The organism is Plantactinospora sp. KBS50, assembly GCF_002285795.1.
GTDB lineage: Bacteria > Actinomycetota > Actinomycetes > Mycobacteriales > Micromonosporaceae > KBS50.
The window spans coordinates 2,722,118-2,734,410 of the sequence record NZ_CP022961.1; the positions used below are offsets into that span (position 1 = coordinate 2,722,118).

General features: G+C 68.6%; 14 protein-coding genes. 7 read left to right on the top strand and 7 right to left on the bottom strand.

The genetic code is table 11. The features are described 5' to 3' along the window. The first annotated feature begins 123 nt into the window (after nucleotides 1-123). Entirely contained in the window at nucleotides 124-1,473 is a 1,350-nt protein-coding gene (locus CIK06_RS12045) for an IS1380 family transposase (protein ID WP_232534291.1), read from the top strand. A 239-nt stretch (nucleotides 1,474-1,712) separates the two neighbouring features. Here the strand turns inward: CIK06_RS12045 and CIK06_RS12050 are convergent, their stop codons facing one another. Continuing rightward, nucleotides 1,713-2,069: a hypothetical protein gene (locus tag CIK06_RS12050; protein ID WP_095564899.1), complete on the bottom strand. Its 357-nt coding sequence runs from the start codon at nucleotides 2,067-2,069 to the stop codon at nucleotides 1,713-1,715. Between the two features lie 554 nt (nucleotides 2,070-2,623). Between CIK06_RS12050 and CIK06_RS32395 the strand changes: the two genes are divergently transcribed. From CIK06_RS32395 to CIK06_RS12075, 5 genes are all read left to right on the top strand, one after another. After that, on the top strand, nucleotides 2,624-3,352 hold the full coding sequence (locus CIK06_RS32395; protein WP_369916209.1) for a hypothetical protein: 729 nt from the start codon (nucleotides 2,624-2,626) through the stop codon (nucleotides 3,350-3,352). Between the two features lie 54 nt (nucleotides 3,353-3,406). After that, on the top strand, nucleotides 3,407-3,775 hold the full coding sequence (locus CIK06_RS12060) for an MmcQ/YjbR family DNA-binding protein (protein ID WP_095564901.1): 369 nt from the start codon (nucleotides 3,407-3,409) through the stop codon (nucleotides 3,773-3,775). A 405-nt stretch (nucleotides 3,776-4,180) separates the two neighbouring features. Continuing rightward, nucleotides 4,181-5,086, top strand: coding sequence for an NADP-dependent oxidoreductase (locus CIK06_RS12065; RefSeq protein ID WP_095564902.1), 906 nt, complete (start codon nucleotides 4,181-4,183; stop codon nucleotides 5,084-5,086). 275 nt (nucleotides 5,087-5,361) lie between these two features. Continuing rightward, entirely contained in the window at nucleotides 5,362-5,985 is a 624-nt protein-coding gene (locus CIK06_RS12070) for a TetR/AcrR family transcriptional regulator (RefSeq protein WP_198348209.1), read from the top strand. Nucleotides 5,986-6,250: 265 nt separating this feature from the next. Next, nucleotides 6,251-7,528, top strand: coding sequence for a nucleotide disphospho-sugar-binding domain-containing protein (locus CIK06_RS12075; protein WP_232534292.1), 1,278 nt, complete (start codon nucleotides 6,251-6,253; stop codon nucleotides 7,526-7,528). A gap of 158 nt (nucleotides 7,529-7,686) precedes the next feature. Here CIK06_RS12075 and CIK06_RS12080 read toward each other — a convergent pair whose 3' ends face one another. Then, a complete protein-coding gene (locus CIK06_RS12080) occupies nucleotides 7,687-7,851 on the bottom strand; it encodes a beta-lactamase family protein (RefSeq protein WP_232534173.1) in 165 nt (54 codons plus the stop codon). On the opposite strand from CIK06_RS12080, the gene CIK06_RS12085 reads away from it, so the two are divergent. Then, nucleotides 7,829-8,311, top strand: coding sequence for a hypothetical protein (locus tag CIK06_RS12085; protein WP_157756716.1), 483 nt, complete (start codon nucleotides 7,829-7,831; stop codon nucleotides 8,309-8,311). The genes CIK06_RS12080 and CIK06_RS12085 overlap by 23 nt on opposite strands. Here CIK06_RS12085 and CIK06_RS29960 read toward each other — a convergent pair. From CIK06_RS29960 to CIK06_RS12105, 5 genes are all read right to left on the bottom strand, one after another. Beyond that, nucleotides 8,266-8,511: a hypothetical protein gene (locus CIK06_RS29960; protein WP_198348210.1), complete on the bottom strand. Its 246-nt coding sequence runs from the start codon at nucleotides 8,509-8,511 to the stop codon at nucleotides 8,266-8,268. The genes CIK06_RS12085 and CIK06_RS29960 overlap by 46 nt on opposite strands. Continuing rightward, nucleotides 8,511-9,107 carry a class I SAM-dependent methyltransferase gene (locus CIK06_RS12090; protein WP_198348211.1) on the bottom strand — a complete coding sequence of 199 codons (597 nt, stop codon included), beginning with the start codon at nucleotides 9,105-9,107 and terminating at the stop codon, nucleotides 8,511-8,513. Before CIK06_RS12090 ends, CIK06_RS29960 begins: the two co-directional genes overlap by 1 nt. A 72-nt stretch (nucleotides 9,108-9,179) precedes the next feature. After that, the gene (locus CIK06_RS12095; RefSeq protein ID WP_095564905.1) at nucleotides 9,180-9,629 is read right to left on the bottom strand and encodes a RidA family protein; all 450 of its coding nucleotides are present in this window, start codon (nucleotides 9,627-9,629) and stop codon (nucleotides 9,180-9,182) included. After that, nucleotides 9,626-10,495, bottom strand: coding sequence for an NAD(P)-dependent oxidoreductase (locus CIK06_RS12100; protein WP_198348212.1), 870 nt, complete (start codon nucleotides 10,493-10,495; stop codon nucleotides 9,626-9,628). The genes CIK06_RS12095 and CIK06_RS12100 overlap by 4 nt, the downstream gene beginning before the upstream one ends. A gap of 60 nt (nucleotides 10,496-10,555) precedes the next feature. After that, complete coding sequence (locus CIK06_RS12105; protein WP_157756717.1) at nucleotides 10,556-11,842, bottom strand: MFS transporter; 1,287 nt, start codon at nucleotides 11,840-11,842, stop codon at nucleotides 10,556-10,558. Nucleotides 11,843-12,293: the final 451 nt, after the last annotated feature.

Consider the following 12,293-nt stretch of genomic DNA (forward strand, 5'->3'; position numbering starts at 1 on the left):
GAGTGTCTAGATCACATCCATACTGGAATCGGGTGCACCTTCCTGGTGGGCAAGGGTAGCGGGTGGGATCAGCGGCTGGTCGTCGGCTCGGGCGGGAAGGGTCTGGTCGGTCACGCGGGTGCGGTGCTGCTGCGCAAATGCGCGGACCGGACCGGTCTGACCAGCGGGTTGAATCGGATCCTGCCCCGAGGTGCGGGGCCGGGCTGGTGGGATCGGGGCACGGTCCTGGTTTCCCTGGCGGTGGCGATCGTCCTCGGCGCGACGAGCATGTCCGACATCGGGCTGCTCACCCATCAAGGGCTCGTGTTCGGTGATCCGCCGTCAGAAGCGACGGTCCGGCGGGCTCTGGCCGAACTCGACGAGGCCGGGCTGAAGCGGATCGCTAAAGCCAGAGCGAAGGTCCGCGCCCGGGTCTGGGACCTACTCTCCCGCCGTCCGGCCGGGTTCCCCTGGCTGACGGTGGCCGGGAAACTCCTTTCCGGATGGGTGATCATCGACCTGGATGCCACCCTGATCACCGCTCACAGCAACAAGCAGGGCGCGGCCGCCACGTTCAAACGCGGATTCGGGTTCCATCCGCTCGGGGCATGGTGCGCGGACACCGGCGAGTCCTTGGCCATGCTGCTGCGATCAGGCAACGCCGGCTCGAACACCGTCACTGATCACATCAGGGTCCTCGGCGACGCGATCACCCAACTGCCCGTCGCCTACCGCCGCAAGATCCTCATCCGGATCGACGGCGCCGGCGCCACCCACGACCTGCTCGAACACATCGAGCAGATGAACCGGCTGTGGCGCACGGTGAAGTTCACCGTCGGCTGGACCATCACCGACACCGACGAGACCGCGATCGCCGCCCTACCCGAGACCGTGTGGACCGACAGCCTGCAACAGGACGGCACCGCCACCGATCAGGCCCAAGCCGCTGAACTGACCGGCCTCAACCAACGAGTCGAGTCCTGGACACCGGGGCTGCGGCTGATCGTGCGCCGGACGAGGCCCACCGCCCGACACACGAAGAAACTCACCGACCTGGAGAAACGCACGGGCTGGCGATACCAGGTCATCGCGACCAACATCCGCCGCCTTCACGGCGTGGCCGGCTCCCACCACCCGCAATTCGTCGACGTACTACACCGTTCCCACGCCACAGTCGAAGATCAAGTCCGGCACGGCAAGGCGATGGGACTCCACAACCTGCCCTCGAAATCCTGGACCGTCAACCAGGGCTGGGTCCTGGCCTGCAACATCGCCGCAGACCTGACCGCCTGGACCCGCCTACTCGGCCTGCACGACCAACCCGACCTCGCCCACGCCGAACCCGGAACTCTGCGCTACCGGCTGCTACACCTACCCGCGAAACTCGCCACCCACGCCCGCCGACGGACCCTGTCCATCCCCGAAGACTGGCCCTGGGCCACCGCGTTCACGCTCTGCTGGCAACGCCTGAGCACACTGCCACTGACCACCTGACCCACCACAACCCGCCCCTACAGCAGAAAGCCGCCCCCGGGATCCGGAGACCCGACGCGTCCGCAGCGACACGCGGCCATACCGCACTCACCAACGAGGGACAAAACGATCAAGCCGAACCAGACCAGCGGGGATCAAAACCCTCTGACGAATCGAGGCCAACGCGAACCCGTACTGGCCGCCGACCTTCAGGGCTATTTGCGCCAGCCGGCGGTGGATCGGCGAGGTCTGCTCGGCCACTATGCGGCGTGCCGGCGCGCTCTGGCCAGTTCGGGAAACCGCGCTTCCCACAGATGGCGAACCTGCGGAGGCAACACCATGCTCGGCCAGAGACGTAGCAACGTCGCACCGTCCAGCCATTGAGTGAGGTCATCGGGCGCGGTCGCCTCGCGCAGCACGGTCTCGTACATGCTGGCCAGGCGCCGAGGGCTGCTCAGGTCGTAGCGGGCCCGCCCGGACCAGTCGAGCCGGCGATCCAGGCTCACGACGCCACTCGTTGGTCCCCGTAGGTCGTCGAGGTGGTCGGCGACGACATAGGGCCGCTGGTCGGCGTAGCGGGAACCGGCGGGGGCTCCGCCGGTGTCGGCACCACTCATGATCGACCAGCCTCCTCAGGCTGCTTCATGACGACAACGTTAAGGCCCACGGTAGTGGACGGTGCGATGGGCGAAGGGCTCGTGGCACTGTGTCGGACCCTATCCAGCCTGACATCGATGATCGCCCCCCTGGCGGTCGCGCGACGCCGCAGGGACGGCGGGACTGCCTGGCAGACGGAAGACCTTGACGATCCGCGGTAACGAGCCCGGTAACGGAGAGGATCAGCGGGCGGATGAGCCGGCAAGGCGAGGTACGGAACAGTATTCGGGGCGTCGTCCTTGTCCGATTCCGCGGACGTTTCAGCCTGTTCCGGCATGGCATGACAGAATCGTTGTCAAATGGGGGGTCAAGGGGTCGCAGGTCCAAATCCTGTCGTCCCGACTGAGGTCCCCCCAGTAGCTCGGAGGCTTTCGATCATGCTCTGATGGAGCTGAAGGGGGTCATCCGTGGCGGCATCGAAGAAGTACCCCGCCGAGCTGCGTGAACCTGCGGTGCGTTTTTAGCGGAGTCGGACCCGAAGCCGGTGATCCGCCAGCAGGCGCGGCAGCTCGGGGTGCATCACGAGGCGTTGCGTAACTGGATCCGCCAGGACGAAGCCGACCGCGGCCGGCGTGACGACCGGCCGGCGGCCTCGGAGTTGGAGGAGTTGCGTCGGCTGCGGCGGGAGAACGCCGAGTCGAAGCGGGCGAGTGAGATCCTGAAGGCCGCCTTGGTAAGCGGGTCGAGCGGTCGATGCGGACCGCCGGCCTGCAAGGCGCGTTCCTGCGCAAGAAGTGGCGCATCCCTTCCACCCGGTCGAACCCGAAGGCGACACCGGCGCCGGACCTGGTCAACCGGCAGTTCACGGCTGCGGCGCCGAACCGGAGGCGATCCGGCTGCGCGACACCTTGACCGGGTTCCGGTTCATCCTGGGCAATCCGTTCCTGCGGGTCATGGCGGTCATCTCGATGGGCGTGACGTTCACCTTGGCCGCGTTCCGGCTCGTCTTCGACGCGGCCGGCCGGACCTGGTCGCTTCGCCGTCATGGCGATCAGCGGGCTGCTCACCGCCATCCCGTCACCCGGCCGACCGATGTGGACGCTTTCTCACGGCGAGCGGCAGAACGACAACGACGACACCGGCGTCGTTACGAGCGCGCCGCAGCGACGACCGGGGCCGCGAGTACCGGCGTCAGCCGTGGGATCGGCATGGCCAGCCGACGGTGCCACCGGGTGCGGGCGCGTCCCGGCGGGCCCGCGTTCGGTGGGGTGCACTACCCGTGCGGGTGCCGAGAACGTCATGATCTGTCGGCTCCGGGTTCGCGGTTCACCCAAACGCTGGGTTGTAGCCTCTGCGTATGGCTGATGCCGACGACGTACGCCGGTTGGCACTCGGGCTGCCCCAGGCGGTGGAGATTGACAGCGACGGCTTCGACTTCCGGGTGGACAACAGGGGGTTCGTCTGGTCCTACCCGGAACGCCTGCCGGGGAAGCCGCGGGTGATCCGTACCGATGTCGCGGTTCTCTACGTCGGTGATGAGGGAGAGAAGCAGGCGCTGCTCCTCGGCGAGCCCGACCTCTTTTTCACGACGGCCGGGTACGACGGTCTTCCGTTGGTGATGGTGCGGCTCGCGGAGATGTCGGTCGAGCGACTGGCCGAACTGATCACCGACGCGTGGCGGATGCGGGCGCCCGCGGGACTGGAGGAGAGTCTGCGGGAGGGTTGATGCGGTCCTGGCGGACCCGGACCCTAGGCCGGCAAGCACGACCCTGCCCGGCGGCAATTGGATCCCGTCGATCTCATAGTGAGCGGACTCGCTTTCGGCCAGGCCGTGTAGCCCGCTGAGCGCCCGGCCGAGGTTCCGCTCCTTTTCTTCGAGTCGCCGGCGGAGCCGGTCCACCCGCTGCTGCTCGCTCCGCGCCTTTCCTTGGTACTCGGACGTCACTCGGCTTGTGTGCGCTGGTAGTGGGATCGGCGGGCTCGGGCTTGGGACGTTCATCGCCGGTCGACCGGTGCGGCTGTGGTGGGAGCGTCGTGGCGAGGACGAGGGCGTCAGGACGTCGAGGGCGAGCATGTCCAAAGATCGGCGTACGCTCGGCCCCGCAGACCAGTCCGCCGAGGGGAGCATGCGGTGAGGGCAGCCCGGTTCAGCCGGTTCGGTGGGCCTGAGGTCCTGGAGATCGCGGATCTGCCTGAGCCGCATCCGGGGCGGGAGGAGGTTCGGGTCGCGGTCCGTGCCGCCGGTGTCGGTCTGAGCGACCTGAAGAAGCGGCAGGGGCTCATGGATCAGGATCTGCCGCAGACCCTGGGCTACGAGGCCGCTGGGGTTGTTGATGAGGTCGGCGCCGACGTCACCGGCGTGGCGATCGGTGACCGGGTGTTCGGCTTTTGCGGCGATGGGGCGGCCCAGGCCGAGCTGGCGGTGCTGTCGTTCTGGGCGCCGATCCCGCCGTCGCTCGACTTCGCGTCGGCCGCCGCGCTGCCGGCCGCCGTCGAGACCGCGATGCGCGCGCTCGACCAACTCGGCGTCACCGCCGGCAGCACGCTGCTCATCAGCGGCGCGTCCGGCAGTGTCGGCAGCGCCGCGGTCCAGTTCGCGGTGAACCGGGGCGCCCGCGTGATCGGCACCGGCAGCCCCGCCAACCAGGATTATCTGCGCTCCCTGGGCGCCGAGCCGGTCACCTATGGCAACGGCCTCACCGCTCGGGTGCGGGCGCTGGCACCCGACGGTGTCGACCTCGCGCTCGACGTCGCCGGCAGTGGCATCCTGCCCGAGCTCATCGGGTTGGCCGGCGGCCCGGAGCAGGTGCTGACCATCGCGGACTTCCCGGGGGCGCAGGCGCACGGGGTGCGGTTCAGCGGCGGCGACTCCGGCCGGGCTCTGCACGCGCTTACCGAGATCGGCCCGCTGGTGGAAGCCGGGCGTTTCACGCTTCCCGCCGTACGGACCATGCCTCTCGGTGAGATCGCCGAGGCGCACCGGCTCAGCGAGGCGGGCCAGGTACGCGGCAAGCTCGTCGTGCTCATCCACCCCTGATGACCGTCGGCATCCAGGTGCCGCAGGCGACGTACGGGGGGAGCGGCAACGCCACCAGGGCCAGTCCGACCGGTACGGCGGGGAACGCGTACGCGTGGGCACGCCGTGGTCCGCGGCGCTGGACGGGCCCGGGGCCGTCGCTGAGGGCGGCGGCCTGTGCCGGATGGTGGTTCAGCGGCTCTCGTCGAGCCGCCAACGGGTCACCCGCGGCACGCTCATGGTCTTTGACCCGGCCGCCTTGCGCGCCGACGATTTTTCGCGGTAACGTGATTACCGTGAAAACCGGGACCCGTGCATACGTTCAGCTCGGTCGTGCCGCGGCGGCCGACGAACGAACGGAAAGGATCATGGAGGCCGCGCTGCGGCTCTACCTGGAACGTCCCTTCGAGCTGATCACCCTCGCGAGTGTCGCGGAGAGCGCGCAGGTCGGCGTCCAGACACTGATCCGCCGCGTGGGCACCAAGGACGGTCTCTTCAAGGCCCTGCAGCAACGGTTGATCCCGGAGTTCGAAGACGCCCTTGGTGCGCCACCCGACACCGGCGATCCGGCGGCGGTCGCCGCGGCGGTCGCGACCCTCTACGAACGTTGGGGCGACCTCATCGATCGCAACTACTGTCAACAACTGGCCACGCCCGCTTTGCGGGAGACCGTGCAGGCCGGCCGTCGCGTCCACCATGACTGGGTCGGTGCTGCCTTCGCGCGGTGCCTGACCGGACTACCACCAGATCGGCGGCGCCTGACACACGCTCGGTTGGTGGCCGTGACCGAACTCGGTCTCTGGCTCGCCCTCACCCGCAACGAAGGGCTGAATCCGCAGGAAGCGTGTGACGCCATGACCCAGCTCATCGCTGCCTGCCTCGCGTCCCCGCAACCAGGAACCGCCGGTACGGCGCACTGAACCCACGCGGCTGTGCGGGGACCACCCGAACGCCGGTAAGCATCGAACGTGACGTCCTGTCGGCCCACGCACCGACGCGACAGTCGGACGAGTCGACCCGGATTGGGCACATGTCCTGTCGTCCGCGACCCGTCTGCTGGTCGAAACCTTTTTGATAATCCAGTGCCCCGGCCTGTGTCCGGGGTGGCTGGTGCGACTATGGGGAGTGAATGTTTTGGCAAGACTGCTTCTCTGTGCAATTCCGGCCGTTGGGCACGTGGCGGCGATGCTGCCCCTGGCCGAGGGTCTTGTCGACCGCGGCCATGAGGTGCGGTTCTACACCGGATCGGCATTTCGCACCAAAGTCGAGTCGTCCGGCGCGATCTTTGAGCCGATGGTCACACCCCTGGACCCGGGCGAACGACCGCTCGCGGAATGTCTGCCGGCCCTTCGGGGCGTGACGGGACTGTCGGAGGTCAAGGCTGGTTTGAAATACTTCTTCATCCACTCCAGCGTCGGCCAGGTCGCGGACCTGCGCCGCATCCAGCGCGAATGGAAAGCGGACGCGATCATCACCGATACCGCGTTTGCCGGCGCAGCATACCTTCACGAACTGGGTGAGGGGCCGGTGTGGGTGGCCGTCAACACCCTGCCCATGATTCTGTCGAGCCGTGACACCGCTCCTTTTGGCCCCGGAATCCCGCCTCTCGGCGGCCCGCTGGGCCGCGCTCGCAACGCCGCGCTCCGGATGCTCACCAAAAAGGTGATCTTCAGCGATGTCATCCGGCACAACAATGCGGTACGCGCCGGAATTGGATTGCCGCGCAAGGAGGGGCTCATCTTCGACAATGCCCTGTCGCCGTACCTGTTCCTCCAGGCCAGTGTCGAGGCGCTCGAGTACCCGCGTCGCGACCTTCCCCCGCAGGTACATTTCGTCGGCCCGATGACGGGCCGGCCGCCGTCGTTGTCCGAACTGCCGCCATGGTGGGACGAGCTGACCAGCACGAGCCGCCCGGTGGTCCACGTGACCCAGGGCACCGTCAACACCGCCGCCGATCGGCTGCTCAAGCCCGCCATCAGCGCGCTGGCCGGTGAGGACGTGCTGGTCGTCGTGACTACGGGCGGAGCCGACGTTGCCACGCTGGGACCACTGCCAGCCAACGTCCGCGCGGCCGAATTCGTTCCGCACGCGATTCTCCTGCCCCGCGTGTCGGCGATGGTGACCAACGGCGGGTTCGGTGGCGTGCAGACGGCACTGTCGTACGGTGTGCCCCTGGTGGTCGCCGGCGACACCGAGGACAAGCCCGAGGTCGCCAACCGGGTGGCGTTTGCCGGGGCGGGGATCAACTTGCGGACCGGTGCGCCGTCCGAAGGAAAACTGCTTTCGGCGGTACGCCGTGTCCTCGCGGAGAAGAGGTTCCGCGAGCGGGCGTCGGAAATCGCTCTTGAGATCCGCCGGCACGATGGCGTTGCCACCGCCTCGCGGCTGATCGAGCAGCTCGTGGACACCGGGGTGCCGGTTGTCCGACCGGCGGGGGAGGGAACCCGTGATCGCCAGGCGTGACTTTCGGTGTCCGTCACGGAAGGCCGGTCGTCGAGGTCCGGCTGCACCGTGTTCGGCTGCACCGTGCCGCTGACGAGTGGGGCGAGGACCGGCTCCGGCCGGAAGGTGACCCGCCAAGGGTCGGTAGGTCCGCGATGCCCTGTCTGCCGGGCGCGCGTCTACTCGGGCACGGCGGCGATATCGCTGTGGACAGCCACCCGGTGAGCGTCGGGATTGGACCAGGTCCAGTTCGGGTGCGCCCGGTTGGCGAGCAGGACGACGACCATCCGGCGGGCGGGCACGACCAGCAGGGAGGTGCCGGTGAAGCCGGTGTGGCCGATCACCGACGCCGGTTACGAGTACGACGCGTTCGGCCGCACCACGGAACTGCCGGGTGGGCTGACCAACACCTACTTCGCCAACGACCTCGTACAGCGGCAGGAACTCGGCGACTCGCGACAGACCTGGACCCTGGATCCCGCGCACCGGTTCCGCGGCTTCACCACCGAAACCGACGTCAACGGCACCTGGACGAACTCCTCCGCCAAGCTCAACCACTACGGCGACGACTCCGACGAGCCGCGGTGGATCGTCGAGGACACCTCGCTGGGCACCATCACCCGCAACGTCTCCGGGCCGGACGGGGACCTGAGCGCCACGACCTCGGCCACCGGCGACGTGGCCCTGCAGTTGACGAACCTGCACGACGACGTCGCGGCCACCATCGACGCCGGGCTGACCGAGCCGGAGCTGCTCGACTACGACGAGTTCGGCGTGCCGATGGCGGGGCAGGCCGATTCCTGAGCGGCCTGGCGGCGGGCGGCGTCGTGGAGTTCCTGGGTGTAGCGGATCTGGCCACCGTGACCGGCGTACCGGCGTTCCCGTACCCCGGCCGTCCGGCGAAGGATGGTGATGCTGTTCTGCATGAGTTTGTGCGACTCGAGCAGGCTGACCGTCTCCAGCTCTGCGGGGTGCCGGCGCTGGAACTCGCGGATGTACCGCATCACCGCCTCCCCTCGGGATAGGTCATCAGATAGTGGAAGATCATCAGTCCGCCGTCGGGGTTGACCAGCTCCCAGAAGTGGTCGAAGAAGTACAGCGACTCCCAGGCGTCGATCCAGGCCAGGTCGATCGGCCGGAAACCGGCCGGTAGCCGGTCGACCGCGTTGCGCAGGTCGGCGTTCACCACCTTGACCAGACGATCCAGGCCGAGGTCCCGCAGCACGTCCCAGACCAGACCGGCCGACGACTCGGGGATCGACAGGTTGTCCACCGCCATCAGTTCGGGCCGGTAGTCCTCGACATAGGACTCCGGAGTGAGCAGGGCCGGTTCGGCAAGCAACCAGGAGTCGTCGAGCATGCCGTCCTGGTCGAGATGCCGGCTGGTCTTGGCGGCCAGCGCCGCCCGCTCCGCCACCACCTGGTCCCGTACGTCGGCCAGCGCGGCGGCGAGGAACGGCGTGGTGTAACCCATGCCGATTTCGATCACCCGCCGCGGCCGGGTGAGCGCGATCAGGTTGGCCAGCAGGGGAGCGACCACCTCGGTGCCCGCGCCGGGCACCCGCAACCGGGTCACTGCCTTCTGGAACGTGGGATCCATGACTCGCGACACTGTTCTCCCCTCCGATGGAGCTGGCCCCGAGCGGCCGGCCGCCGTCGCCGGTGTGCCGGATCAGTCGCCTGCGACGGCCGCCGTGACCTCGATCTCGATAACCGCGCCGTCCTTGAACAGCCTGGACACCTCGACGGTGGTGCTCGTCGGCAGCGTGCCGGTCAGGTACTTGGCGCGGACCGCGGCGTACCCGGCCCGGTCGTTCATGTCGGTCAGGAACGTGCGGATGTTGACGATGTCGGCAAAGCCCGCGCCGTGGGCTGCCAGCAGCTGCCCGATGGCTTCGAAGATCGCCTCGGACTGTGCTGCGACGTCCCCGGGAAAGGCGGCGTCGTTCTCCTCGTCCAACGCCACCTGGCCGGACAGCACCAGCAGCGCACCGGTCCCAAGATCAATCCGGGCCACCTGTGAGTAGGGCCCGGCCGGGGCCGGCGCGTTCGCGGGATTGTCGATGGTGATCCGCACGTTTCCTCTTTCGGCTGTGATGGAAGGGGCGGCACGGCCGGTCATCGACCGGTTTCGCCTCGCAGCAGATGGATGACTGTACTGACGTCCCGGCCGGCCATCCCGGCACGAACCGCCGCGGCCAACTGGTCCCGGCCGCCCGCCAGCAGGTGCCGGGGCGGCCGGCCGGAGCCGTCCGCGGCGGCCAGCGCCAGTTCGAGGTCCTTGTGGGCCAGGCCGAGGCCGAAGTAGGTCGGGACGTCGCGGTCGTCGATCCGGTCGCCGATTCGGGCCAGGAACGGCGCCATCCCGGTCGCCCCCAGCCCTTCGATCGTCTCGGCCGGGTCCAGACCGAGTTGGTCGGCCAGCGCCAGGGCCTCACCGACCAGGACGAAGAGCGAGATCGTCGAGGTGTTGAGGACCAGCTTCAGCGCCGCGCCGCAGCCGAGCGGGCCGACGTGGCGGGTGTTGCCGAACGCCGCCAACGCCGGCCCGGCCGCCTCGACGTCCGCCGGCGTGCCGCCGAGCAGGATTCGTAGCTGGCCACCGGTCGCCTGGGGCACACTGCCCACCACCGGTGCGTCGACCAGTCGGACCTCGGCCGGCAGGCTGTCGCGCAACCGGAGCACCGCGTCGCGGCCGATCGTCGACATCTCGACGACCAGGCTGCCCGGCGCGAGGTGGGCGGCGGCACCATCGGCGCCGAAGAACACGGCCTCGACCGCTGCCGGATCGGCCAGCATGGTGACAACGACCTCCCGGTCGGCCACCGCCGCGGCCGGGGTTGCCGCGGCCCTGGCCCCGGCCGCGACCAGTGGGCGGGTCCGGGCCGTGGAGCGGTTCCAGACCACCACGTCGTGGCCGGCCTCGACCAGTCGCCGGGCCATGGGAGCGCCCATGTTGCCAAGCCCGAGGAATCCGATACGCGTCACGATCTGTGTCATCCCTTCACCGCCGCCGGCGAGTCCACGGTGGATCGTAGAAAAGGCTGCTCACGCAGTGGGTATGGCCTCCGCCTCGGGCAGCGTCCCGGCGGGAGTCATGGCGCGCTGGGCGGCCCGGGTCAGCGGCGGGCAGGCCAGCCCGGCCAGCGCCAGCAGCCCGGCCAGTACGAGCCAGCCCGACCAACCGAGGCCGACGGCGAGGAAGGTGACGACGAACGGGCCGATGGTCTGCTGTAGCCCGCGGCCAAGCGCGAACACTCCCTGATATTCGCCCTGTCTGCCCGGTGGCGGCAGGTGAAGCGCGAGGCCCCAGGACCCCGCGGCCTGGGAGAGCTCGCCGACCACCAGCACCACCGTACCCAGCAACAGCAGTGGAACAGCGAGCGTCGCGCCGGCGCCCTGGCTGGTGGCGAACACGAGACAGGCCAGCGCCAGGGCCAGCCCGGACCGGGTCAGGATGCGGGCCGCCCCGGTCGCGGTCTCGGCGCCGCGGCTGGCCGCCACCTGGAACGCGATGACCAGGATGGTGTCGAGGGTGAGCACGGCGGCGTTGACGAAGTCGGGCGCGTGTGTCCGGGTCGCGATCCACAGCGGTAGCGCCACCGTCAGGATCGGCTGGAAGAACTCGAGGATGCCGGCCAGCAGGGCCAGCCCGAGGAAGCGGAGGTCACGCAGCCCGGCCCGGGGTCGTGGACCGCCGGTGGCCGTCGGCGGCACGATCCGGGTCTGCCGGGGCAGCCGCCAGACGATCGCTGCGCAGACCGCGTGACCCAGGGCAGAGACCAGCACCACCGCGGCGAAGGCGGCGCGGTTGCCGACGGTCAGCGCCACGCCGGCGCCGGCCGCGCCGATCATGAAGCCGACGTTGAGCAGACTGCGCATCTGTGCGCTGACTTTGACGCGGTCCTCCGGGGGGAACAGCTCATAGGTGAGGGCGGCTCGTAGCGGCGTGACCGAGGTTTCGCAGACCGAGATCAGGCTGGCCACGACGACGAAGCCGGTGAAGCCGTGGACGGTGCAGTAGCAGGCGAACAGCGCCACCAGGGCCAGATAGCAGGCCAGCAGCGGCGGCCGGGCGCCCAGCCGGTCGGCCAGTCGACCGATCGGCACGGTGAAGAGCAGTCCGGCCAGGCCGGCGATCGATAGTCCAAGACCGACCTGGGTGGTCGTCAGGCCGATCGTCTGCTTGAAGAAGATCGCGCTTGAGGTGAGGAACAGCCCGTAGCCGATGGACTGGACGATGGTGAGGACGGCGAGCTGGCGGGCGGCCCCCGCGCCGGGTATCAGCTCGCTCGACCAGGTCTTGACCGCGGATTTCAGCCTGTCGCCGACCACAGACAACTCCTCGCCCCGTGCCGCCCCGTAGTTGAACTGATCTCGCCCATTCGGCCAAGCACGACCCTAGAAGCCGTGGTGTACGGATGTCAAACCTCAACCGTGGCGCCTGTGCGTAAAGGCTGCTCGCATCACTGATCAACCCAACGCATTCGATGTACCTCGCGGTCTCGTCCGGCGATCTCTCCCTGGTGGATCATTAGATTGGTGGACGCAAATCGGTCTTGCGATTGACGGAACCAGGATGTTAGGTTCCGTTTGTCTTCCTGTTGGTGATCCTGGAGGACAAGTTACGCCATGTCATGTCTTTCGCTGTACCTTACGTCCGCATTGCCCAAGTCAGGTGCCCGTTGCTGTACACGCTGCACCTGCGAATGCCCGACGACGCTGCTGACGATTTCTTGTGTCGCCGCGGTGGATTGCTTATGCCGCCCGGAAGTGGATGGCAGTC